This is a genomic window from Microcoleus vaginatus FACHB-2002 (genome assembly GCF_040004035.1).
GTDB classification, from domain to species: Bacteria; Cyanobacteriota; Cyanobacteriia; order Cyanobacteriales; family Microcoleaceae; genus Microcoleus; species Microcoleus vaginatus_C.
Genome location: NZ_JAMPLN010000014.1, coordinates 131,786 through 155,922, shown reverse-complemented (window position 1 = coordinate 155,922; position 24,137 = coordinate 131,786). Strand labels below are relative to the sequence as shown.

Annotated in this window: 18 protein-coding genes, 1 tRNA gene and 1 CRISPR repeat array; of the genes, 9 read left to right on the top strand and 10 right to left on the bottom strand. The window is 45.0% G+C overall.

Annotated features, from left to right (window positions below):
* Window positions 1-103: 103 nt before the first annotated feature.
* Window positions 104-952, bottom strand: a complete 849-nt coding sequence (locus NDI35_RS14580; RefSeq protein WP_445313361.1) for a M28 family peptidase — start codon at window positions 950-952, stop codon at window positions 104-106.
* A 47-nt stretch (window positions 953-999) separates the two neighbouring features.
* On the opposite strand from NDI35_RS14580, the gene NDI35_RS14575 reads away from it, so the two are divergent.
* Genes NDI35_RS14575 through NDI35_RS14560 form a run of 4 tightly spaced genes read left to right on the top strand, consistent with a single transcriptional unit; the run spans window position 1,000 to window position 3,582 of the window.
* The gene (locus NDI35_RS14575) at window positions 1,000-2,139 is read left to right on the top strand and encodes an AAA family ATPase (RefSeq protein ID WP_445313360.1); all 1,140 of its coding nucleotides are present in this window, start codon (window positions 1,000-1,002) and stop codon (window positions 2,137-2,139) included.
* A gap of 1 nt (window position 2,140) precedes the next feature.
* The gene (locus NDI35_RS14570) at window positions 2,141-2,815 is read left to right on the top strand and encodes a phage tail protein (protein ID WP_445313359.1); all 675 of its coding nucleotides are present in this window, start codon (window positions 2,141-2,143) and stop codon (window positions 2,813-2,815) included.
* Between the two features lie 51 nt (window positions 2,816-2,866).
* Window positions 2,867-3,166 (top strand): hypothetical protein, encoded by a 300-nt coding sequence (locus NDI35_RS14565; protein ID WP_445313358.1) that lies wholly within the window; start codon window positions 2,867-2,869, stop codon window positions 3,164-3,166.
* Entirely contained in the window at window positions 3,163-3,582 is a 420-nt protein-coding gene (locus NDI35_RS14560; protein WP_445313357.1) for a type II toxin-antitoxin system VapC family toxin, read from the top strand. Before NDI35_RS14565 ends, NDI35_RS14560 begins: the two co-directional genes overlap by 4 nt.
* A gap of 13 nt (window positions 3,583-3,595) precedes the next feature.
* On the opposite strand, the gene NDI35_RS14555 is transcribed toward NDI35_RS14560, so the two are convergent.
* A complete protein-coding gene (locus NDI35_RS14555; RefSeq protein WP_445313356.1) occupies window positions 3,596-4,669 on the bottom strand; it encodes a DMT family transporter in 1,074 nt (357 codons plus the stop codon).
* Between the two features lie 272 nt (window positions 4,670-4,941).
* On the opposite strand from NDI35_RS14555, the gene sppA reads away from it, so the two are divergent.
* Window positions 4,942-5,760: a signal peptide peptidase SppA gene (gene sppA / locus NDI35_RS14550; RefSeq protein WP_445313371.1), complete on the top strand. Its 819-nt coding sequence runs from the start codon at window positions 4,942-4,944 to the stop codon at window positions 5,758-5,760.
* Between the two features lie 253 nt (window positions 5,761-6,013).
* Window positions 6,014-6,439: a chorismate mutase gene (gene aroH / locus NDI35_RS14545; RefSeq protein ID WP_445313355.1), complete on the top strand. Its 426-nt coding sequence runs from the start codon at window positions 6,014-6,016 to the stop codon at window positions 6,437-6,439.
* Between the two features lie 101 nt (window positions 6,440-6,540).
* Here aroH and NDI35_RS14540 read toward each other — a convergent pair whose 3' ends face one another.
* Together NDI35_RS14540 and crtR are read right to left on the bottom strand one after the other, a co-directional pair.
* The gene (locus tag NDI35_RS14540) at window positions 6,541-6,846 is read right to left on the bottom strand and encodes a hypothetical protein (RefSeq protein ID WP_445313354.1); all 306 of its coding nucleotides are present in this window, start codon (window positions 6,844-6,846) and stop codon (window positions 6,541-6,543) included.
* 104 nt (window positions 6,847-6,950) lie between these two features.
* Window positions 6,951-10,369: direct repeats of the CRISPR family, unit length 36 nt; unit sequence GTCTCCTTTACCACTTCCCCGCGAGGGGATTGAAAC.
* Window positions 10,370-11,090: 721 nt separating this feature from the next.
* Entirely contained in the window at window positions 11,091-11,981 is an 891-nt protein-coding gene (crtR, locus tag NDI35_RS14535) for a beta-carotene hydroxylase (protein ID WP_445313353.1), read from the bottom strand.
* Between the two features lie 432 nt (window positions 11,982-12,413).
* Between crtR and pyk the strand changes: the two genes are divergently transcribed.
* The 3 genes from pyk (at window position 12,414) to NDI35_RS14520 (ending at window position 17,361) form a co-directional block, all read left to right on the top strand.
* A complete protein-coding gene (gene pyk / locus NDI35_RS14530; RefSeq protein WP_445313352.1) occupies window positions 12,414-14,201 on the top strand; it encodes a pyruvate kinase in 1,788 nt (595 codons plus the stop codon).
* Window positions 14,202-14,288: 87 nt separating this feature from the next.
* Window positions 14,289-14,360, top strand: a tRNA-Thr gene (locus NDI35_RS14525).
* A gap of 535 nt (window positions 14,361-14,895) precedes the next feature.
* Complete coding sequence (locus NDI35_RS14520; protein WP_445313351.1) at window positions 14,896-17,361, top strand: bifunctional serine/threonine-protein kinase/ABC transporter substrate-binding protein; 2,466 nt, start codon at window positions 14,896-14,898, stop codon at window positions 17,359-17,361.
* 190 nt (window positions 17,362-17,551) lie between these two features.
* Here NDI35_RS14520 and NDI35_RS14515 read toward each other — a convergent pair whose 3' ends face one another.
* The 6 genes from NDI35_RS14515 to NDI35_RS14490 form a co-directional block, all read right to left on the bottom strand.
* On the bottom strand, window positions 17,552-18,610 hold the full coding sequence (locus tag NDI35_RS14515) for a potassium channel family protein (protein ID WP_445313350.1): 1,059 nt from the start codon (window positions 18,608-18,610) through the stop codon (window positions 17,552-17,554).
* Window positions 18,611-18,735: 125 nt separating this feature from the next.
* Window positions 18,736-21,549 (bottom strand): LpqB family beta-propeller domain-containing protein, encoded by a 2,814-nt coding sequence (locus NDI35_RS14510; RefSeq protein ID WP_445313349.1) that lies wholly within the window; start codon window positions 21,547-21,549, stop codon window positions 18,736-18,738.
* A gap of 10 nt (window positions 21,550-21,559) precedes the next feature.
* Window positions 21,560-22,087 carry a type IV pilin-like G/H family protein gene (locus NDI35_RS14505; RefSeq protein ID WP_445313348.1) on the bottom strand — a complete coding sequence of 176 codons (528 nt, stop codon included), beginning with the start codon at window positions 22,085-22,087 and terminating at the stop codon, window positions 21,560-21,562.
* Window positions 22,088-22,193: 106 nt separating this feature from the next.
* On the bottom strand, window positions 22,194-22,715 hold the full coding sequence (locus NDI35_RS14500; RefSeq protein WP_445313347.1) for a type IV pilin-like G/H family protein: 522 nt from the start codon (window positions 22,713-22,715) through the stop codon (window positions 22,194-22,196).
* Between the two features lie 116 nt (window positions 22,716-22,831).
* Window positions 22,832-23,392: a paraslipin gene (locus NDI35_RS14495; RefSeq protein WP_445313346.1), complete on the bottom strand. Its 561-nt coding sequence runs from the start codon at window positions 23,390-23,392 to the stop codon at window positions 22,832-22,834.
* Window positions 23,393-23,544: 152 nt separating this feature from the next.
* Window positions 23,545-24,090: an NfeD family protein gene (locus NDI35_RS14490; protein ID WP_445313345.1), complete on the bottom strand. Its 546-nt coding sequence runs from the start codon at window positions 24,088-24,090 to the stop codon at window positions 23,545-23,547.
* Between the last annotated feature and the right edge of the window lie 47 nt (window positions 24,091-24,137).

Here is a 24,137-nt window from a genome sequence, read left to right as displayed (position 1 = left end):
TTCACCACATTTCTGTTCGAGTCAATTCATAAAATTCATAATTTCTAGTCATAAAAGTCATAATTTATGGTCAATCAAACTAACAGGCCCTAGATCATGTTAATTATAGATGTCGAATGCCCTTGACTAACCCCTGACAAACACCAGCCAGAAAATCCAAATCCAAAGTCTCAATCCTGTCGCTTTCTCGATGATAGTGCGGATTTCGCATATTAGCAGTATCAGTCACCATAATAGCCGGATAACCATTATCCCAAAAAGGAACATGATCGCTGCGGCGAGTATCCGGCACAATTAAACCTCGATTCGGCACCGGCAGCCACTCGCAGGGCTGACCAGATTTGCGAATTTTGCCACTCAAATTAATCAAATCGGGAACCGTCCGCAAAGTGCCAATTAAAGCAATAAAATTGCCACTATTTGGATAAAAATATTTCAAGCCAGCGGGATAGCTTTGAGAATTAGGATTATGGTTGCAATAACCCAACATTTCCAAAGAAATCATTAACCGGATTGACTTTTGCTGTTGCTTGTATTTAGCTGCATGATGACTGCTTCCCAAATAACCGTATTCTTCCATATCGAAGGCGACTAATTGCACTGGATATTTGAGCGGCCCAGATGCGATATCCCTTGCGAGTTCCAGCAAAACAGCAACCCCCGTAGCATTATCATCGGCCCCAGGCGATCCGGGTGCAGTATCGTAATGAGCACCAATTACGATCGGCGGCAACCGCTTCTTACTCGCCCGATCTAAGGGGGGTAAATCCAAAATCAAATTGTGATAAATTCGGCCGCGCACGGAAAAATCGTCAATTTCTACAGTTCCCCACTGTGCCAACTGTTCGCGGATGTATTGCTGGGCATAAAAATGCCCTTCGGATGCGAGGTATGGGTTGCGATCGCGTACAATTTGAATCAGATGGCTGTGCAAGCGTTCTTTGAGATTCATGCGATCGGAGATACAATTAGTACAGTAAGATTATATGGGATTGAATTATGATTGGAGAAGTCAGAATCGAAAATTATAAGTCCATTCAAAAGCTGAAGCTAGAATTAGGACGAGTCACCGTATTGATTGGCGAAAATGGTTGCGGCAAGAGCAATATCTTGGAGGCGATCGCCCTTGCTTCTGCTGCGGCTGATGACAAGCTGGATAACGAGTTTTTAGCTTCTCGGGGCATCAGAGTGACAGAACCTCAATTTATGCGATCGGCTTTTGAAAAGGAAAATTTAGATAAAGATATCAGCATTGAAATTAGAGCAAATAATGACACAATAAAAATAAGCTTTATTTTAAATAACGATAATACACCCTATGCTCGATGGAGAAATCATTTTTACTATGGGGTTTCAGAATACGAACGTAATTTAGAAAAAGCATATAGGCAGCTTCCTGCTTGGGAATATAATAGTTTTTTAGACAGCCGAAATGAACAATATCAATCTAGCCGCAAAACAAATATCAGAACACTTCAAATACAGCAATTTATCATTTACTCTCCTGAAAATCTCGCCTTACGTACTTTTGAAAAAGAAGGGCAAATTCAACCATTAGGGATTAATGGAGAAGGCTTGTTTAAACTATTAAAAGTTTTGAATTCAGATAACCAGGAGCAGCTTAATGAAATCAAGAAAAAACTGCAATTGATAGATTGGTTTCAAGATTTTGAAGCTCCTCCCAATTTATCAAGTATTCAAAACTCTCTCCAAATTAAAGATAGATACTTAGATCCAGATTTAGCTTACTTCGATCAAAGAAGTTCTAATGAAGGCTTTTTATTCTTGCTTTTTTACTTCGCTTTATTTATTAGCGATATCACGCCTAAATTTTTGGCAATAGATAACATTGACGCTTCTCTCAACCCCAGATTATGCCGCCGATTAATCCAAGAATTAGTCGAATTAGCAAAAAAACACGACAAACAAGTAATTTTTACCACTCACAACCCGGCAGTTTTGGACGGTTTGGATTTAGATGATGACGAACAGCGACTGTTTGTGATTTCCCGCAACCAATTAGGTTACACTAAAGCTAGACGCATTCTCAAACCTAAACCTCTAGAGGGACAAGAACCTGTAAAATTATCAGAGGCGTTTTTGAGGGGCTATATCGGCGGACTTCCTAAAAATTTTTAATATGATTAGTTTTGGATTGGTTACAGAGGGACTTACTGACCAGATTGTTATTGAGAATATTTTAGCTGGATATTTCGATAGTTCAGATTTAGATATCAGACAACTTCAACCAGAAAGAGATAAAGACAATGAGAATAAATCCACATACGGCGGCTGGACTCTAGTTTTTGATTATTGTAAGTCAAGAGATTTTCAAGAAGCATTGCAATTTATTGACTATATCATTATCCAAATAGATACTGATGTTTCAGACGATTATAATATCCCCAAGCTAGATGAAAACGGTGAATTTACTCCTCAGCATTTAATTGAAAAAGTTATTGAAAAGTTTAGGGGTGCGAGTGGCGATAATTTTTACAGCAATAATCTAGAAAAAATTATATTTGCAATCTCCGTACATTCTATTGAGTGTTGGTTACTTCCACTGTATTATGATACCGACAAAAAGAAAAAATCTCAAGTTAAGAACTGTCTCAAGGCTTTAAATCCGCAAGTTGATAAAAAACACAAGTTTAGGATAGATGCTAAAAATCCTGAATATTATCGAATAATTTCAGAACCATATCGCAAGCATAAAGTTTTGATGAAGCATTACGCAGAAAATCCCAGTTTAAAAACTTTTATAGAAGAGATTCAAAGCAGAGACATTAAGATTGGTGATGAAGAGAATTGGTAATGAAGCAAGTTATTATGTCATATAATAGAAACATAGTTATCGGAGATTACCATGCAAGCATACAAACTTAGAGGTAAAATCGATGCAACTGGCAACTTGGTAGTTGTTGAACCCGTGAATATGCCACCGGGAGACGTGGAAATCATCGTCTTGCAGCTAGCTGACACGGTTAAACAAGCCAGCGCTTCAGAAAGTGCGATCGCACCTGAAGCACCTCAAAAAAAGTTTAAAACTAACGTGAAGGCATTTCAAGGTTTATTCGAGCGAGATGCTGTACCGGAACCGCTGGATTTTGACGATCCAGACAAACAAGCAAAATGGGAATATTTAAAGGAGAAACATAACTTGTGAAACTCCTGATAGACACCAATATAATAGTAGATGTTGCACTCGAACGAGAACTTTTCTTTGCTGAGAGCGATCGCATTTTAACTTTTGTTGAAGAAGCACAAATTCAAGGCTATATTTCAGCCTCAACTTTTAGCGACCTTTACTATATTATCCGCAGAGACACAGGCCGCGATTGGACACTGGATTTTTTGCGGCAGCTAGCCACAATTTGTCAAGTCGCAACAGTAGATAACTCTGTTATTTCAATGGCATTAACTTGCAACTTCAAGGATTTTGAAGATGCGATTCAGTACAGCACTGCTGTAATCAATCGAATTGATGCCATTGTCACCCGCAACCCGCGAGATTTTCCGGTTACTACTCCTAGGATTGTAACTCCAAATCAGTTAATTCAAGAATTAACCAATTCTCCCTAAATTTCTCAAAGTGCTAAACTTCTGATTCCATTTCGCTAACCCGCAACTGCACGGGTAACTCTACAGAATTCAACTCAGACGGCTCTAACAATCCTGTTGCTTTAACTTCTGCACTCGCTTCACCGTGCCGCACTTTCTTCAATTTCTCACCCAAAGTATCCCGCTGGTTAATCAAATAAATACTCACCAAAGTCAGCCCAACTCCCATCGATTGTAGCGGATTCAGCACTTCGCCCAAAAACAAATTGCCGAATAGCAAAGCAAATACAGGCGTAAGAAAGGTAAGAGAACTTAAACTTGTTAGACTGCCGGTAGAAGCAAAATAAAAGAATAAACCGTAGGCGATCGCACTTCCGAACACAGTAGAATAACCTAACGCCATCCAGCCCGAAAAATCGATATTCACAAACTGTTCAGACTCAGTGGCCGCCGATATTGCCAACAGCGGCAAACCGCCCAATATCATGTGCCAACCAGTCGCTATAACCGGGTCAACATAACGGCAAACCCAGCGCACCAAAACCGTACCCACAGCCATCGACAAAGCAGCCAACAGCATCAACCATTCTCCACCCTGAAATAACTGTTCGATACCCGCAGAAACCTGCCTGTTTTCAGGATGAAAAAGCCCCAAAATCCAGCCATCGGGCAACCCGATCAAACTGATGCCCGCAACGCCAATAACTAATCCCAACCAGCCCCAAAAACCAATTTTTTCTTGAAACAGCCACAAACACAAAATCGCCACTGCTAGCGGTTGAGAATCAATCATCACCGAACCCAAGCCGGCACCGGTTCTCGCCAAACCTTCGGCTAAAAAGCCTTGAAACAAAGTAGCGTCAACCAAAGCAAACAGCGAAATCCACAGCCAAGCTTTCCAACCCTGCGGCTGCGGTTTTCCCATGAATGCCGCCGCCAGCAGCACCAACGCACCCGCAGGTATCAAACGCACGACAGCCACAAACAGCGGCGTTGTGTGCGGCATCACCCCCTTCATCGCTACCATCGCGGTTCCCCACAGGAAAAACGGCGCAATGAGCAACAGCGGGGCAAAAGGCAGTTTTGAATCGGTAAGCTTTAGCTGCATGGCGGAGACTCCAAATAATTGATGAGAGTGGCTCTCACGAGAATGATGTAGTTTTGTTAAGCAATTTTTACAATTATATATCGCTGTTGAGTTAAATTCGATCGCACAAATCTCGGCCATTATGAACAGGGAAGATGCCTGTTCCACAAAATCAAGGTGGAACAGGCGTCTTGCCTGTTGCGAACAATCTGGAACGGGCATCTACCCCGATGAATAAGGCACACTATAAGAAGTTAGCTACACAAATCCGTAACATTGCCTGTACACTGCCCATGATTTGGCCATTCAAGCCCCGCTACCGCAAACAAATCGCCCGTATCGAAATCACCGGAGCCATTGCCGGAGAAACCCGCAAACGAGTCCTAGAAGCTCTCAAAACCGTTGAAGAACGCAAATTTCCCGCCTTGCTGCTGCGGATAGACAGCCCCGGCGGCACTGTGGGCGATTCCCAGGAAATTTACAGCGCGCTGAAGCGTTTGCGCGAAAAAGTCAAAATTGTCGCCAGTTTCGGCAATATTTCTGCTTCTGGCGGAGTTTACATCGGCATGGGAGCCGAGCATATCGTTGCTAATCCCGGTACAATTACTGGCAGCATTGGCGTGATTATCCGGGGTAACAATATAGAACGGCTGTTAGAAAAAGTAGGCGTTTCTTTTGAGGTGATTAAATCTGGCCCGTATAAAGATATCTTGGCATTCGATCGAGGATTGACCGATCCGGAACAGCAAATTCTGCAAGACTTGATCGACACCAGCTACCAGCAATTCGTGGAAACCGTTGCGGAAGCCCGGAAATTGCCTGTTGAGAAAGTGAAAAGTTTTGCCGACGGTCGGGTTTTTACGGGTCAGCAAGCCTTAGAATTGGGTTTGGTCGATCGACTGGGAACAGAAGAGGACGCTCGCCGCCTTGCCGCCGAACTCGCAGGCCTGGACCCGGAAAAAACCGAGTCTTGCACGCTAGAAAAACAAAAACCTTTCCTAAATCGCGTCTTGGGGAGTAGTCTGGATATATCCGGGCTTTCAGCTTACAATAATGTGCTGGAATTCGAGCTTTCTACTAGCGGTTTGCCGCTGTGGATGTATCGCCCGTGATTCAATAAATTAGTCATTGGTCAGGAGTCAGTAGTCATTAGTTACTCCCTGGATGATTGGGCGATTGAAATCTGTTGACCTCAAACTCCAATGTGGCGCTTCGCCTGTCATAAGCGCTTCGCGCTGGCTTCGCCTACGAGTTCGAGGTCAAACTACACAAACGAAGTCCACTCAAGCGGGGACTAAGAAATAAAGTGGGTATTTAAGCCTAATTTAGTATGACTAATGACTAATAACTAATGACTAATGACTAATGACTAATAACAAAAATATGGAGGAAATTTGCGTGGAGTGGCAAGTGCGGGGTATTCGTGGGGCAACTACTGCTAGCGAGAATTCGGTGGCAGCAATTCGAGAAGCGGTGAGAGAATTATTAGATGAATTAGAAGCAAAAAATGATATAAATCCAGATTTAATTATTAGTGCTACGTTTTCTGCTACTCGTGATTTAGATGCTGTGTTTCCGGCTGCGATCGCCCGCGAACGTCCTCACTGGTGTAATGTTCCTTTGTTGGACGTACAGCAAATGCACGTTGAAGGTGCTTTGCAACGCTGCATTCGGTTTTTAATTCACGTCAATTGGCCGGCACACGTTGAAATTTATCATCCTTATTTGCGGGAAGCTCAAAATTTGCGCCCGGATAGGAATTTAGCGGTGGCGGTGGCTGGGGAAAATTAGACTTGGCGATTGTGAAAGTCGATCGCCCCGACAACTCAAAAAGTCAAACACTCGTAGACTCACGGCTTCTGAGAAACAGGGTTTTTTCCTCAGAAGATGCCTTACAGCCGACGAAAACCGCAAAAACCCGGTTTCTGGGATTTTGTCGCCCCGACAACTCCAAAAAGGTTCTCGTCCGATTTTACTCTCAAGGGGTTGACAAGTTGCAGGTTAAGGTGTATGGTGAGTTTGCGAGTTGCAAAGCTCGATCGCTCCAGAACGTTGAAAATTGCATAGTTTTTTTTTGGATCTGCGGCTAGTTTCAGTGTCGCAGAAAGGCAATCGACGCACCTCGGGCGATCGGCAAAACCCTGATTTTCTCGTTGGGGTGCGTCGATTACTCTGATACCAACGGTTACGGCTTGCAAGCAACTGAGCTTATTGCAGGTTTTACGGTCTTATTGACAGGTGAAAAATGGTGCGTCGATTTGAGGCTTGAAACCCTTTCTGGGTAAGGCTCCCTGGCCGAACAGTCTCCTTTACCACTTCCCCGCGAGGGGATTGAAACTTTTTCAAGAAGCTTTCCCTTCAGTTTTGGACTTAACTGGTCTCCTTTACCACTTCCCCGCGAGGGGATTGAAACTAAAGTGCATCCACGCTCTCATTAGATCCAGTCTCCTTTACCACTTCCCCGCGAGGGGATTGAAACTCCCCAACATTTAACAAAAGTCCAGTTTTGTTTGTCTCCTTTACCACTTCCCCGCGAGGGGATTGAAACCCCACCGCGATGACGATTCTGAACTGTCTAAAAAAGTCTCCTTTACCACTTCCCCGCGAGGGGATTGAAACTCCATCAGTCACGATGGTTGACCCGGCACTCTGCGGACGTCTCCTTTACCACTTCCCCGCGAGGGGATTGAAACACATGGTAGAAATCCTCGTAAGGTGATTGATTGAAAGTCTCCTTTACCACTTCCCCGCGAGGGGATTGAAACCACTTACTCAGTCAAAAGCTTCACAAAGGACAATAGTGAGTCTCCTTTACCACTTCCCCGCGAGGGGATTGAAACTCTTGGTTATTTCTCTCGTTTATCCCCCTTTCTTGTCTCCTTTACCACTTCCCCGCGAGGGGATTGAAACTTGCCGCACCTCACCCAATCTGGGTGGTTATGGGTTGTCTCCTTTACCACTTCCCCGCGAGGGGATTGAAACCCTTAACTAAAACACGAATTTCTTCTGTCTTTTGTGAGTTGTCTCCTTTACCACTTCCCCGCGAGGGGATTGAAACATTCCTGCCCGTCTTCGGTTTCGGTCCAGTAGTAGGTCTCCTTTACCACTTCCCCGCGAGGGGATTGAAACACAAAACTAGTGGTTTATTACTCAAATCCTAGGAAGAGTCTCCTTTACCACTTCCCCGCGAGGGGATTGAAACTTTTCAGACCAGTGCGTTCGCCAGTTGTCTTGTCGACGCTGGTCTCCTTTACCACTTCCCCGCGAGGGGATTGAAACACTACGGGGTTGTAGTAACAGGCGCAGGTTGAGTAGGGTCTCCTTTACCACTTCCCCGCGAGGGGATTGAAACAATAATTATAATATTTTGCACTGGAATTGAAACTTTCAAGTCTCCTTTACCACTTCCCCGCGAGGGGATTGAAACTCCAAAGTCATGGTCTGTTTCTCCCTGAATAATTAAGTCTCCTTTACCACTTCCCCGCGAGGGGATTGAAACGAGACAGTGGTTAACAAAGCAAGAAGGGGTTCCATAGTCTCCTTTACCACTTCCCCGCGAGGGGATTGAAACTTTGTAAGCGTCCCATTCTTGAATGAGTTCTAACTGTCTCCTTTACCACTTCCCCGCGAGGGGATTGAAACGTGAAGGTATGATTATTAAAACGACCGTCAACCCTTGCCAGTCTCCTTTACCACTTCCCCGCGAGGGGATTGAAACTTTAGTTGCCCGAACGACTCTTAAAAGATTTAAAGTGTCTCCTTTACCACTTCCCCGCGAGGGGATTGAAACAAAGCGTAGAACGTCGTCTGGATTTTCCAAACTGTCTCCTTTACCACTTCCCCGCGAGGGGATTGAAACATTCTATTGTAATCTCTTCTCCAGACTCAATAGCTTTAGTCTCCTTTACCACTTCCCCGCGAGGGGATTGAAACTTAGTTGCTTCATTTCTTTTTGCAAGGACATCCACTTTTCGTCTCCTTTACCACTTCCCCGCGAGGGGATTGAAACGTCACCCACTTCCGACGGAACTGGGACTCGTAAAAGTCTCCTTTACCACTTCCCCGCGAGGGGATTGAAACCATCTTCTTCCTCGTCATCTCCATTAATCTGAAAAAGTCTCCTTTACCACTTCCCCGCGAGGGGATTGAAACTAGAAGTACAGAAAGGCTCTGTCGTCTTTTGAAATAGAGGTCTCCTTTACCACTTCCCCGCGAGGGGATTGAAACTCTAAACCCTTCTCAAATTTAGATAAGGCTTGAAATACACCAACTCGTCTCCTTTACCACTTCCCCGCGAGGGGATTGAAACGTTTGTTGTTTCAAACGGATTTGTCGGACTAGAAATTGGAAGTCTCCTTTACCACTTCCCCGCGAGGGGATTGAAACATCTTGTACGAGATTTCGGAGTCTGTCATTACTTTGTGTCTCCTTTACCACTTCCCCGCGAGGGGATTGAAACACCTTATCTCCAAATTCTTGGAGGAGTTTTTCTTGCGTCTCCTTTACCACTTCCCCGCGAGGGGATTGAAACCTTTCTCGGTAAGATTCTACTGAAAATTTGGTACCCAAGTCTCCTTTACCACTTCCCCGCGAGGGGATTGAAACTAAATATGTAACAATATCTGGGTGTACGGAGACTCCGCTTGTCTCCTTTACCACTTCCCCGCGAGGGGATTGAAACACTTTGAGCCGCATAGACATTTAAAAATGCCTGTAGCAGTCTCCTTTACCACTTCCCCGCGAGGGGATTGAAACTTTCAAGGTGTACATAAGCCTTTCCAGGAGAACCAGTTTCAAACGTCTCCTTTACCACTTCCCCGCGAGGGGATTGAAACCAACGTTTGGATGATCTCCTCCCCTGGGATCTTGTTTAAGTCTCCTTTACCACTTCCCCGCGAGGGGATTGAAACAAAAATTTATCAAACTCAACTTCGGAATATCCTGCAACGTCTCCTTTACCACTTCCCCGCGAGGGGATTGAAACATTGTGTTCCGGTCACGTTCATCTGCACTTTTTGGTCAGTTGGTCTCCTTTACCACTTCCCCGCGAGGGGATTGAAACCTGAGGTTGAGACAAGAAAGCGAGAACGAACAAAACGTCTCCTTTACCACTTCCCCGCGAGGGGATTGAAACATTGGTGCTTGTGACGCCCAAGGAAAGCACGTTTTTTGTCTCCTTTACCACTTCCCCGCGAGGGGATTGAAACTATTTGAGGATGGTTTTGCAAATAATTTTTCTAGTCTCCTTTACCACTTCCCCGCGAGGGGATTGAAACAAATAAAATTGCAGCAGAAGGTACTGTCAATGTCAAAAACAAGTCTCCTTTACCACTTCCCCGCGAGGGGATTGAAACATGTAGTAGTACTGATAAATTGAGCATATCCTCAACCAAGTCTCCTTTACCACTTCCCCGCGAGGGGATTGAAACAATCCTCGGTTGGGAGAATGGCTGATCCTTGTACACTTGTCTCCTTTACCACTTCCCCGCGAGGGGATTGAAACACCATATTGGTCGTATAACTTTTTGTAGTAATCATGTCTCGTCTCCTTTACCACTTCCCCGCGAGGGGATTGAAACGCTATCAGTCGGTTGGTATTATCAACGATCCATGTCTCCTTTACCACTTCCCCGCGAGGGGATTGAAACGTTAAGAGCTGTTCCAACCTTAATTAGCCTTGTGTAGGTCTCCTTTACCACTTCCCCAAGAGGGGATTAAAACTACATCTGCTGGAAATTTTTCCATTTCTTTGCAACGCCAGAATTTATGCACTCCGACGAAAGAAACCGGGTTTTTTACCGAATCTGTGGACTACAACCACATATTTTCGTAAAAAAACCCGGTTTCTGGGCCCCTACTTAGCTTCTTTACCACTTCCCCAACAGGGGATTGATATCAAATCCCGTCGCATCGAAATTAATCTTACCCACAGTCAGGAGACGGCAGTACCTTTCGTCGTGTCAACTTAAGGTAAAACCGATAGTCCGTCAGGGGTTGAAACCCCTGCCTCAAAGTGAAAGTCCTCTAAAAGAGGACTAATGAGTTCTTCAGTCCTCTTGGAGAGGACTTTAGCTATGAGACAGGGAATTCATTCCCTGGCGGAGTGCCGGGTGGGAGGAGTGGCGGCAGCGCCTTTGGTAGTGTCAACTTAAGGTAAAACCGATAGTCCGTCAGGGGTTGAAACCCCTGCCTCAAAGTGAAAGTCCTCTAAAAGAGGACTAATGAGTTCTTCAGTCCTCTTTGAGAGGACTTTAGCTATGAGACAGGGAATTCATTCCCTGGCGGAGTGCCGGGTGGGACGACTGGCGGACTAAAAGCTTAAGTTGACACCACCAAAGGCAGTACCGTTTCCCTACTCAAACCATTACCCCCAATTGCATTTGCCTTCTTCCTTCTGCCATACAAAAAAACCCCCGGCCTCTCAAAGAAACCGGGTTTTTTGTCAATCAGACGCCTTCTTGTGATGCAGCCTAATCCCTAAAAAAATGTCATATATAAAACTCCAAAAGTCCTTTTTCCCTTCCAATATTCCCAAAGTTTGAGGGGAACCTTTCTCATCCAACAGCGGCTTCACAGCCTCATAAGCAGGCTTGTAATTGTACCAAGGAATAGAAGGCCACAAGTGATGAATCAGATGATAATTCTGCCCCAAAATCAAGATATTTAGAATAGGACTAGGATATACTCTGGCATTTTTCCAACGATCGCGATCGTGAAACGGACGGTGCGGCAAATAATCAAAAAATAACCCCAAGGCCAACCCCACCACCATAGCAGGACAAAACCAAAAATTCAGCACGTAACCTAAATGGTCGTACTGAATCGAGATATACACGATCCCGATCACAAAAACACGGCTGAGAAACCATTCCAATAGTTCGTATTTCCGCCACAGTTGGCGCTTAAAAAAGAAAATCTCGTGGTAAAAAAACCTTGCAGCAATCAACCACAAAGGCCCGCCCGTCGAAACATAATGGTCTGGATCGTTATCTGGGTCATTAACGTGGGCGTGATGCTGCATATGTACCCGCGTAAACACCGGGAAAGCAAAACCCAACATCAGCGCGCTACCGTGTCCCAAAATAGCATTGATCGTGCGATCGCGATGGGCCGCATTGTGAGACGCATCGTGAATCACAGTTCCAGCCATGTGCAAAGCCAACACGTTCAGCGAAAAACAGCACCACTGCGGCCATCCCCAGCACCAGAAACCCAAGTTAGAAATCACGATAATCGCTACTGCACTCAAAAACAGCAGCAGTGTCGGATTGAAGTCACCGGGAGGACTCAGAAACTCTTTCGGCACTGTCAGCGGCCGTCCTGCCTCCGACATCTTTGTTAAGACTCCTTAATATTTCACACTTGCGTAGTATAAGATACAAGCCGGACAATAGTAAAGTTTTGATGAAAGAATAGAGTCCGATCGCCAGAAACTAGCCTCTGCACAAACAGGAAAGTATTGCTGTTGTACAAGGATACCAGTCCTAAATTAGCCAAAAGAGCTCAGCAGACCAAATAAAATAAATGGGTATGTCTGTATTTATGTCAAGCCTGAGAGCGGAAAAATTTGCAAAAAAGAGCGATCCCCAAGAAAAAATTACCGATCGGTAAAAAGTCAGATATTCTATATATTGTTCAATACCTGCTCTTTTGACCACTATCAAAATTTTTAAGACTTGAGACTAGCGTCATTGCTTGTAGTGAAAAATGAAACGTTAGCCGAAATTTAAACAAGAAATCCACCTGCCTCCCCAGAACACCGCTGATGCAATTGCCAAAAGCCCTACGCCGGACTAAAATCGTCGCCACCATTGGCCCAGCAACTTCCGACCCACAAGTGCTGCGCCAGCTCATAGAAGCCGGTGCCACAACTTTGCGACTCAACTTTTCCCACGGAACAGAAGAAGACCACCAGCGCAGCATTCGCTTAATCCGGCAAACATCCTTTGAACTCAACCAGCCGGTTGCCATCCTCCAAGACCTCCAAGGCCCGAAAATTCGTTTAGGGCGCTTTGAGACAGGCTCTATAGTTGTCAAAAACGGCGATCCTTTCATTCTCACCAGCCGCCAGGTTCCCGGCACCGAACTCATTTCTTCGGTCACCTACGACCCCCTAGCAGACGAAGTTCCAGAGGGATCAGTGATTCTGCTTGACGACGGCAAAGTGGAAATGCTGGTCGAAAAAGTAGACCGCGCGGCGCGGGAATTGTACTGCCGCGTCGTAGTCGGCGGGCCGCTTTCCAACAACAAAGGCGTGAATTTTCCGGGAGTTTACCTGTCAATTAAAGCGCTGACTGATAAAGACCGCAAAGATTTAATGTTCGGCCTCGACCAAGGTGTCGATTGGGTAGCCCTGAGCTTTGTGCGGAATCCCCAAGACGTGCTCGAAATTAAAGAACTGATTGCCAGTGCGGGCAAGCAAGTACCAGTGATTGCCAAGATCGAAAAGCACGAGGCGATCGAACAAATGGAGGAAATTCTCACCCTTTGCAACGGCGTGATGGTCGCCCGCGGCGATTTGGGAGTGGAACTGCCCGCCGAAGACGTGCCGATTTTGCAAAAGCGGCTGATTGCTACCTCCAACCGCCTGGGTATTCCGGTAATTACCGCTACCCAGATGCTCGACAGCATGGTCAACAATCCCCGTCCCACCCGCGCCGAGATTTCCGACGTGGCCAACGCGATTCTGGACGGAACTGATGCGGTGATGCTCTCGAATGAAACTGCTGTCGGCAAGTTCCCCGTCGAAGCGGTGGCGACGATGGCAAGAATTGCGGTGCGGATGGAGAAGGAAGGAATTAAGCGGAATATTAGGAATGTAGAGGATATTGGTCGATCGATCCCCAACGGTATCAGCCAAGCAGTCAGCCAAATCTCCGAACAGTTGAACGCCGCTGCCATCATGACGCTGACCAAAACCGGCGCCACAGCCCGAAATGTCTCGAAGTTCCGACCCAAAACTCCGATTTTGGCAGTTACTCCTCACGTAGACGTAGCCCGACAACTGCAATTAGTATGGGGAGTAAAACCTTTGTTGGTGCTGGATTTGCCCTCCACTGGCCAGACATTTCACTCTGCCATGACTGTCGCCCAGGAAAAAGAGTTAGTGTGCGACGGAGATTTAGTGGTGATGACCGCCGGTACTCTGCAAGGGGTTGCCGGATCGACGGATTTGATCAAAGTTGAAGTAGTGACAGCAGTTTTAGGCAAAGGCACCGGTGTCGGTTTGGGATCGGTGAGTGGCATGGCCAGGGTTGCTCGCACTGCTGCGGATGTAGGCAATTTCCACCCTGGAGAAATTTTGGTAGTGGAGCACACCAGCGTCGCTTTTGTCGAGATGATTCGGAAAGCCGCAGGTGTGGTGACGGAGGAGGACAGTTTGACTTCTCACGCCGCGATTATCGGTTTGCGGTTGGGCGTGCCGGTGATGGTGGGCGTAAAGAATGCCACGCGGGTAATTCGGGACGGAACTATGCTGACGCTGGATATGCAGCGGGGTTTGGTTTATTCCGGGGCCAGAGGCGGATCAACTGACGCGGAAGTGACCGTTTAGCTGTTGGTGAGTTGTAGAATTTTGAATTAAATTCTACAACTCCTTGCTTTTTTCGCTTAGGTTGTGCTAAAATTCAAAATTGTCTGTGCCGATGTAGCTCAGGGGTAGAGTATTCGATTCGTAATCGAACGGTCGTGGGTTCAAATCCCACCATCGGCTTGCAATAAAATATATATTTTCAAGGGTTCTATAGCTTATTAATGCTGTAGAACCTTTGTTTTTTCCATGACTTGTCTATGGTTTGCCTATTTTAGTGAGGAATGCAAGTCCTCGGATTTTAAGGAGGACTGAATTCCTCACTAGGAACCTATTTCATCGCGGATTTTAAGGAGGACTGAACTCTTCACTACGAAGCTATTTGATTACCAATTTTTATGGTTTTTAGTCAGGAGTAAAGTCCTCGGATTTTAATAAGGACTGAAGTCCGATGCTGCAAACCTATGGCATTGCGGATTTTGTCGATGGCAAAAATACCAGATAGGGGCTGGCTATTGCTTGTCAAATTGTTGCCAAAAATCAAGGCCCAATTGAGGTAAATTGCTAAAGAGGAAAGGGAACACAATTTGTAATTACTTTGCCGATCGCTAGTGTTTCTAAAACTTAACAGAAACTTAACAGAAATCGCTGTAATAATGCGGCACAATCAATTTTAACTATCGCATATCGCAGCCAGTTAGGGAATAGCGAAAAATTTATGTGCCTGCAATCAGGAGATATCCTGCGCCAACGTTACCAAATTGTCAGTGAATTAGGTCGGGGAGGGTTTGCGAGGACATATACAGCTAGGGATTTAGACATACCGGATAACCGCCTGTGCGTTGTTAAGGAAATCAGGCAGCCAAGCAATCCGCAACTCTTGCCAGAAGCACAGCAGCGATTGGAAAGAGAAGTTCGAGCTTTGCGCCGATTGGGCGGACATTCGCGCATTCCACAGTTATTCGATAGCTTTCAAGAAAATGACAATTTTTATTTAATTCAAGAATACATTGAAGGACATCCGCTCAGGAAAGAATTCGCTCCAAATACTCAATGGACTCAAGAGCAAGTAGTTGAATTTTTGCAGGATATCTTGCCAGTTATCGCTTTTGTTCACGAACACAATGTCATTCACCGCGATATCACTCCTTCTAACTTAATTCGGCGCGATTGCGATAGAAGAATAGTTCTGATTGATTTTGGGGCTGTCAAAGAAATCAGTTCCTTGGAAATAACTGATTCGGGAAACACTATCAGCAGAACTATTTATACGCAAGGATATTCGCCGGCAGAACAAATTGCTGGCAATCCTCAATTTTGTAGCGATATCTACTCTGTAGGTATTGTCGCTATTCAAGCCCTCACAGGCTTGTCTCCTGCTCAAGATTTCCTGACAGATTCCCGGCGGGGCGATATCGTTTGGCGCTACTCGACTCCCGATCGCCCTATGGTACAAATTAGCGCCGGCATGGAAACGATTTTAAACAGAATGGTGCGCTACAACTTCCCCGATCGCTACCAATCTGTTGCTGATGTTTTGCAGGCTTTGAATTCGATCGCAACCTTATACCCGCCGCCCCCACTGTCACAGAATTTGAATGTACCGCAACAGTTGCAAGATAATCATTCAATCGTATCCCTATCGCCACCGCCGAAACGCGATCGGTTTTCGGGATTTTCTCGATCGCACTTTCGCCGATCGCTGTTGGCAATTGCGGGAATTATTGCCGGATGTGCGATCGCCCTTTTTTTTCACAACGTTTTTACCCCGAAAACTTGTCTTTTACTGCAAGGTGATGCTTTAAGCTGCGGCGAAGAATCTCTACTAAAATCCTCGACTCCTCGATTAAAGCAAGCAGGAGTTAATGAATTTGCCAAATCCAATTATCGGGAAGCATTTAATTACTTTAAAAGGTCGTGGCATGAAGAAGAACGCAAAGATCCCGAAACTTTAATTTACATGAATAATGCCTTATTAAAGGCTAAAAAAGCTGATTATTACACGCTGGCCGTAATCGTTCCCGTTAGTACCAACGAACAAGGTAGAGCCGAGATCGATTTGCCTAAAGAAATCTTGCGGGGAGTTGCTCAAGCGCAAACGGAAGTTAATTTAAAATTATTCAATTCTGAGATAGAGCGCAACTTAAATGGTTTAGAATTTCAAAAAAACCAAGCTCTTAAAGGTAAAGGTTTACAAGTCATAATTGCTGACGATGCCAATCTAAAAGAAGAGTCGCTCGCCCGCGCTAATTCCCTAGTCAAACTGGGCGGTGTTTTGGGCGCTATCGGTCACTACACTAACGCAATGACAGTCCATACAGTCGATATTTACAACCAAAATCATTTAGTATTAATTTCCCCAGGCAGTACCACGGAAGAAGCCACAGAAAAACCCCGAAATTTTTTCTTTAGGACTGTGCCTCGGACTAAAGTTAGTGTTGAAGTGTTCGCGAAATATCTGATTGAGAAAAAAGGTCAAACCAAAGTAGCAGGTTTCTACAGCACCAGCAGCGAAGCCACTTCCTCTTTTTGGGAAGAATTCAGAAAACAGTTTAGAGAACGGGGAGGAAATATTGCAAATATCACCGAATTCGATTTGTCACACAGCGACTTTAATGTGAAAAAAGCCATACAAGAAGTCAGGCAAACAGAGAAAACAACGATAGTTTTAAGTCCGAGTCACATCCCCATCGCTCTCAACAATGCGATGGCACTTTTGCAAGCCAATCTCGACCGCAATTGGGTTGTCGGCACGGGGGGAATATACAGTCAAAAAACTTTAGAAGCTGCTGCTCAGTTACCGTCTTTTGAGAAAATGGCGGCCGCAGTTTCTTGGCATCATTTAAAATCTCCCAACCGCAAATTCCTTGAGAATACTCGCAAGCTTTGGGAAGGAAATGTCAGTCACCGAACTGCATTAACCTACGATGCGGCTAAGGCGCTGATTCAAGCCATAGAAATGCAGCAGCAACCCAGCCGCGAAGGGATGCAAAAAACCTTAGCCGATCCAAATTTTAGCGCCACAGGAGCCACCGGAACAATTCAGTTTGACAAAACGGGTTCGCGCAAAAATTTTAGTCCGATATTAGTGCATATTGTCAAGTGTTCTAAGGAGCAGTTTGGGGTGACTTTTGTGCCGATCGAATTTCCGACAGCAGCAGCGGCGGGTTTAAACTGCGATTGATATAGCCTTTCTCAGGTTTCTGGAGGTGCTCCTGGGCATAGAGCATTGGGCATTGGGCATGGGTGGTTCCTGTTCATGCAAGGGAATTGCTGGGCCGGCTCGTGTGCGTACCTCGCTTCAAGAAATAACTGCTATAGATAAGAAGGCATTCGGCAGAAGTTCTCATTTCTCATAGGTAATTACCGGGCGACTACTTGGGAGGCCGGGGGAGGCGAAAACTCAGGGGACTGAGGATTTGATTGAGAGTTCGCAGTTGTTCAGCAGTACCCAAACAAATCAGCATATCTCCTCCTTCTATCGCAGTTTCTCCGGTAGGCCCCACAATCAAATTCCCGCCAGCGCGCCGCACTGCTAAAACCAAGGCCCCGGATTGCGATCGCAACTTGGCATTTCTCAAAGTTTCCCCGACGTAGACACAACTATTGGGATCGACCAAAAATTCTTCCATGTAAAAAGAACTGTCGGTACCGGTCAAAACACCGTCTAAAAAATCCATAACTTGAGGCCGCAAAGCAGCCGCCGCCATGCGCTTTCCCCCGGTAATGTAGGGGGATACGACGGCATCGGCGCCCCCCCGCTGCAACTTCTTTACAGCTTCTTCTGTGGTGGCGCGGGCGATCGCCCGTACCTTCGGATTCAGAGTTTTTGCTGACATGACAGTGTATAAATTCTCGGCATCCGAAGGCAAAGCTGCTACGATGCAAATTGCGCGATCGATCCCCACATTCACCAAAGTTTCGTCCAGAGTCGCGTCTCCTTGGACAGCCGTGTACCCCAGCGCCAAAGCAGCCTCAACCGACTGTACCGCCGAATCTATCACCACAAAAGAAATATATTCGGCCTGAAATTCCAAGGCAATTTGGCGGCCAGTGCGCCCAAAACCGCAGAGAATGTAATGCCCGCTCAAAGAATCTACCAATCGTCGCTGCTGCCTAATTCTTGCTCCTTCTTGAAAATATCCTTCAATCAGCGCTTCTGTAAAGCGGTTGACGATGAAACCTATCACAATCACGCCCATCAAAATCAGGCCTATGGTAAACATTCGCCCGCGTTTGCCGAGGGGGTGAAGTTCACCGTAACCGACAGTTGCTAGGGTAAATACTGTCATGTAAACGGCATCTAGCAAAGACCATTTCTCCACCAGGCAATACCAGAGAGTACCCGTGCATACAATGCCCCCAAGGGCGATGACTCCGTTTCTTAAGTCTTTTTGCAGGCGCTGGTACTTTTGTTCTAGAGTTGAATACACTGATCGGGCTGACCTATTACCTATTAGCTGCTACCAATTTTAACCATATCAGCCCTAGACGCAGGGGCGGTCAAAAAGCCAGTTTCTGTCTAGATACTTTGCTGCCAAACTCAACATTTTGACTCTTAACCCGGTTTTTTTTGCGTGAGTTCCGACTGAGTTCCAATCCCGTCGCAGAGGTGGCGATTGTTTTGATTTGCGATCGGATTTGTCTGCAAATAATTGCGGACTCCATTACAACCCTGCTGCAATAAATCGTCAAGATTAAAATTCCACAGAATCACCGTACCGTCAGCACTAGCACTAGCGATCGCTTTGCCGTCTGGACTAAAACTCGCACTCCAAACTGCATCCTTGTTACCTTTTAAAGTTTTGAGCAATGTACCGTCAATGTTCCACAGCCTCACCATTTTGTCTGTGCTTGCAGATAGCAACATTTGACTGTCGGGACTAAAGCTGATATTTGTCAATCCACTTGTATGCTTTAAAATACTTAGCGGTGTGCCGTCTTTGCTCCAAATTCTCGCAGTTCCCCCAGCACTTGCAGTCGCCAGCATTGCTCCATCTGGACTGAAAGTTACACTCATAATTTTATCACTTTCCATCTGTAAACTTCGGAGCCATTTGATATCGGTGCTTGCTTCAATTGACTGCTGTTTTTGCAACTTTTCCGTAACCTTTCTCAAACTCCAAAGTTTAACAGTGCCATCAGTGGCAGCCGCAGCAAGTATCTGACCGTCGGGGCTAAAACTGGCGCTGGTTATCCAACCTCGCTGCAATTTTAAACTTAACAATTCTTCACCATAGATTTTCCATAGTTTAACTGTTCCATCGGCACTTGCTGAAACAATGATTTTACCATCTGGACTCAAACAAACGCTTGTTACTTTACCCTTATGTCCTTTTAAATTATGAATCAATTTGCCATTTTTTTGCCAAATTTTTACAGTTTGGTCGTCGCTGGCTGAGACAATGATTTGACCATTAGGATTGAATATTGCCATTCTAATTTTATTAGTATGCCCTGTTAATGTTGCTTGCAAAGTCCCATTATTTTGCCAAAGTTTGATATAATTATCATCGGTAGCAGTCACAAGTGTTTGACTGTCGGGACTGAAACTCACGAAAGCGAGGGTACTCGCTTGACTCTGCAAGCGGCGACGTTCCCGAAAGTTGTAAACTGCCTGTTCGAGGGCGATCGCCACTCGCATCTGAATATCTGAACTCACTCCGAGCGATCGTTTCATTTCTGTAACAGCTCTGATGCTTTCTAGCAAAGCTTCGTCTTTTTTATCCGCAGCAAATAGGGTTTCTGATAGCAAACTGAGAGTGAGAATTTTGTGGTTTCTTTCTTCGATTGACGGTTTTACCCAAAAAGCTACTATCAGGATTGATATTAATATGACTGCGGCTCCGGTAACTGTTTGCACTCTCAGTTGTTGCTCGCGCCAAAGTTTAACTGCAATCGCTTTTTTCTGCTTTTGTGCTTCGCTTAGTTCCTCTAGTAACTTTTTTTCGCGGCGCAGTTGTTCAATTTCAGTTTGAGTTTGTTTTTCGCGATCGCGCAATTTGGCAAATTCCGCTTCTTGACTCGCACCTAAAAATTGATAATCTTGGGTGCTCAAGCTTTTATTTGTCGCCCACTGTTGGGCATCTTCCAGTGCTTGACCGCGCAACAAGCGAGATTCGTCTTGACAATTTGTAGCGATCCATGCTGTTAGGGATTCAGCATAGGGGCGCAAGTCGCCGAGCGCTTTTTCTACCCAGTCATGGCTGAATATAGCTGCGTAAATGCGGTTGGATACGGTTAATTTTCCGGCTCGTTTAACTACTAATCCGCTCAGCCGCAATTCTGTTTGTTCGGGAGTATCATCGGCCCAGATTCCCCCTACCAGGGCGGGCACGGGGGCACCGCCCCTACAATCGGGGGGTTCTGAAAGTGGCAATATTTTTTGATATAGCCCTAATAACCTACTGGCGCGGTGCTGACTTCTGAGAAGGCGATCGCGAATTGTTTTGATGTGTACTGGTTCATCGGACGATTCCCAATTATCAATAATATGAGATTGTACTATCTCGCTAATTAATAATGGATTTGTAGTAAAATTTTCAGTTTTGCTTTCATCCGTTGAGTCTGATATAATAGACGCTGAAGCTAAGCTTTTTACATGGTGCAGAATCAGCTTGCAAAGCTTTTGAGTCAGAAATGGCTGCCCTCCAGTCCAGTCCAAAATCTCTTTTAAAACCTCTTGAGGATTCTCTACTTTTCCCTCAAATCCCTTGGCTAAAGGCAGAGCTTCCTGTAATGTAAAACCGTGCAATTCAATAGCTAAACCGATATTAAAGGGCGTGCGAGTTGCATCGCTAATTAAATCCGATGGCGTAGCTACTCCGAGCAAAGCAAATGTAATGCGCTGGTATTCTGAATTGTGAGCGCGTTTATTGTAGCAACATCTAATTAATGCAAAGAAATCGTCTAGCGGTTCTTGGAAACTCAGAACGCTATCAATTTCATCAATAAAAATGACCAGGTTTTGAGAAATTTTGACCAGCAGCAATTCTTCAATTAACTCTCCTAAGCGCTGCACCGGCGACATCAACTCTCTCTCCCGCCACCAAGCCACAAACTCGACTGGGTTAAACAGGTTGAAACTGCACAATAGCTTGTAAGCGACGCCGCCGTACCACTTATCTAGAGAGACTTGCTGGTTGCCAATGTCCGAAAGGTCGATCGTAGCACAGGCAATGCCATCCGCCGAGAGTTTTTGTACAGTTCGCACCAGCAAACTGGATTTGCCCATTTGTCGGGAATTGAGCACGTAACAAAACTCTCCGGCTTTGAGGGCTTGATAAAGTTCTGAGTCAGCTTGTCGCACTACATAAGTAGGTGCATTTTGCGGGAGACTGCCGCCGATTTGATATTGGTAATCGACTGTCATTATATTGCCTCTAGTGATAACTTTGTCTCAGTTCTATGGTGCCTGTAGCACAAGCAATTTTACCATTTTGATAAGTTGGTTCTGGTGGTTTAATTGTACCAGGAGAATCAGCTCCGCACAATATAGATGTGGTCGTTAGTTTATTTTTAGAAGCATTTGACTCAACTTTTGGAGCAGGAATTACAAAAACTCCACCGACAAAGCTTTTAAGATCTTTATGGTTTGAGACTCCATAATTAAATGTTGCTTTTTTTGTTGTATGGTGGGAATATTGGTAATTTTCTGTCTCGGTTTTAATAATGCGAATTCCTAAAGCCTTAACAGAAGTGCTAAAAACACTTTTTTCGGCAAAATAGGCTTGCTGACGTTTGTTGATTAAGCTAATATAATCTCTGGGTTCCCATTGCTTGTTGATCCTAACCCTAACCTGAAAAGATGGCACAGCTACCGAAGCCAATACTCCAATCACGATTAAAATCGCTAAGCATCCACCAACATTCGATGCAAGGCTAGCTGATTTATAATTTTGTTGACTCATTGTTTTGTATCCTCTCTATTTGTAGTAAAAACTTTAGTCCGGCAAATCTCAATTGAATGTCGATTTGATATTGTAATCGACTGTCATTATATTGCGTATAGTGAGATTATTGGGGCAATTGTGTTGTGCCTTTCCCACAAGCAATTTTACCATTTTCATAGGTGGGTTCCGCTGGTTGAATTGTACCGGGAGAATCAGCTTCGCACAATATGGACGTTGTAGTTGTTTCCTCTTTAGCAGCATTTGGCTCAAAGTTTTTAGCAGGAACTAGAAAGACACCGCCCACATAAGTTTTTAAGTCGTTTTTTTTGGATACTCCATAATTAAATGCTGCTTTCTTAGTGACACGAATTGAATACTTGAAATTTGTTGTCTCTGTTTTAATGCCAAGTCCTAAAGCATCAACAGAAGTACCAAAAGTATTTTTTTCTATAAATAGGGCTTGCTGTGCGCGGTTCATTGAGCTAAGATACTGTTTTGCTTCAAATGTCCTAGTCTTATCTTGCGGGCCAGCAAGAAATGAGGGCAGAGCGATCGCGCCAATTACTACAAGGCCCATTAAAAGCAATAAGCATCCGCAACCGTTGTAAGCTGAATTGCTAATACTTGATTCTTGATATTTAGTCATGGTGTTGTCTCCTTAAATGGTATATACAAGGCGAATTAAATTCGGCGAGGCAGAGCCTCTGGCTCTGCGTTACCAGGCAGAGCCTGGTAACGAGGAAAACTAGGGAATACTAATCCTTAAGCTCGCAGCTTTTGTACTTCTTTCCGGTCAATGGATGTGGGCTGAATCACTTTACTGCCGATCGCAAAATCGCGCAATTCCACTCTGGTAAACTTCACACCCCAAGGATCTGTCGTTGTATCCAACTCTTCCACTAAAGCATTATTAATCTCATGTCGAGCCGTGTAGAGTTCCTCAACAGATAATTTAGCAAGGTGAGTCCGAATTGAAAGAATCAGCATATTTAACATCGCTTCCTTGAGATTCTGCACCTTGTAGGACGCTTTTTCTAAGTCAATTATGCGCCAGTACACAATAAAATCAACGGTGACGGCAACCCGATCGCGCGTCGTGCATTCTTGCGGTGACAGCCTTAAAATTTGCTCGCGCAGAGTTTGTTTATAGGCGACTTGCTCGACAAAGGGAATCAAAAAGGTTATACCCGGTTCTAGTTTTTTTCGATCGTACTTTCCGAAAATTTCAACTAACGCCTCATCTCCTTGACGGACGATTTTTACACTGCTGGCTAAGGATACTCCGGTGATGGCAAACAATACCGTCAAAAAATAGTGATACATAGTGAATCTCCTGGTAAATAGTTGACAGTTGACAGTTGAGAGTTGACAGTTGAGAGTTGACAGTTGATAGTTATTTCTTAGTCTCTTAGAGAGGGACTTTGTTTGGCAAGAAGCGATTTCTATCGCCGAGTCATAAAAGAGCTAACTGAGATTTAGCTGTTGATGTGAATTAATCTGTCAGGTACAACAATCAGCGTGTTTCCTTCGCGGCGCAAAACGTAAACTTTTTGTCTGGGTGCGATCGCCCCTTGGGAATCTTCGTTGCGAGCTTTCCACGAAGCCCCTTCATAAATCACCATTCCGGTTTCTCCGGGGAAAATTTCGGAGATTGTTGTCGCTTCGGTTGCTTCGGGAATGACAAACTTTTTGCGAACAATAAAAATTGGTCTAATCCAGATGCTCAGCGCGAGGGCTATCCCCATCCAGTAGAAGATTTGCCAGTCAAAATCTTCATACATTATGTTCGCCCAACTAAACTGAAATGCTACCGAACCTCTCCACAAAATAAAGGATTCAATTAAAGCCGAAGCTCCCATCATTAGCAGGTAAAATCTGTATTTTTGGGGCTGAGTTTTGATGATTAATAGCTCCATCGCACTAAGCACAACTCCGATCAGCAACCAGAATAGGGGCGGGGTGAAGGCGAAACCTGGTTGATTAGTGGCTGACGCCAGCGGCAAAATTAGGATAGAATACACAATGCTTTTACCTCGTTTTGATGGGATTCAACCTTGTTATTTCTAAT

What these genes read in the sequence shown, in the direction of transcription:
- NDI35_RS14580 (WP_445313361.1), bottom strand. Translation starts at nt 952, where the DNA reads ATGAATCTCAAAGAACGCTTGCACAGCCATCTGATTCAAATTGTACGC.
- NDI35_RS14575 (WP_445313360.1), top strand. Translation starts at nt 1,000, where the DNA reads ATGATTGGAGAAGTCAGAATCGAAAATTATAAGTCCATTCAAAAGCTG.
- NDI35_RS14570 (WP_445313359.1), top strand. Translation starts at nt 2,141, where the DNA reads ATGATTAGTTTTGGATTGGTTACAGAGGGACTTACTGACCAGATTGTT.
- NDI35_RS14565 (WP_445313358.1), top strand. Translation starts at nt 2,867, where the DNA reads ATGCAAGCATACAAACTTAGAGGTAAAATCGATGCAACTGGCAACTTG.
- NDI35_RS14555 (WP_445313356.1), bottom strand. Translation starts at nt 4,669, where the DNA reads ATGCAGCTAAAGCTTACCGATTCAAAACTGCCTTTTGCCCCGCTGTTG.
- sppA (WP_445313371.1), top strand. Translation starts at nt 4,942, where the DNA reads ATGATTTGGCCATTCAAGCCCCGCTACCGCAAACAAATCGCCCGTATC.
- aroH (WP_445313355.1), top strand. Translation starts at nt 6,014, where the DNA reads ATGACTAATAACAAAAATATGGAGGAAATTTGCGTGGAGTGGCAAGTG.
- crtR (WP_445313353.1), bottom strand. Translation starts at nt 11,981, where the DNA reads ATGTCGGAGGCAGGACGGCCGCTGACAGTGCCGAAAGAGTTTCTGAGT.
- pyk (WP_445313352.1), top strand. Translation starts at nt 12,414, where the DNA reads ATGCAATTGCCAAAAGCCCTACGCCGGACTAAAATCGTCGCCACCATT.
- NDI35_RS14520 (WP_445313351.1), top strand. Translation starts at nt 14,896, where the DNA reads ATGTGCCTGCAATCAGGAGATATCCTGCGCCAACGTTACCAAATTGTC.
- NDI35_RS14510 (WP_445313349.1), bottom strand. Translation starts at nt 21,549, where the DNA reads ATGACAGTCGATTACCAATATCAAATCGGCGGCAGTCTCCCGCAAAAT.
- NDI35_RS14505 (WP_445313348.1), bottom strand. Translation starts at nt 22,087, where the DNA reads ATGAGTCAACAAAATTATAAATCAGCTAGCCTTGCATCGAATGTTGGT.
- NDI35_RS14500 (WP_445313347.1), bottom strand. Translation starts at nt 22,715, where the DNA reads ATGACTAAATATCAAGAATCAAGTATTAGCAATTCAGCTTACAACGGT.
- NDI35_RS14495 (WP_445313346.1), bottom strand. Translation starts at nt 23,392, where the DNA reads ATGTATCACTATTTTTTGACGGTATTGTTTGCCATCACCGGAGTATCC.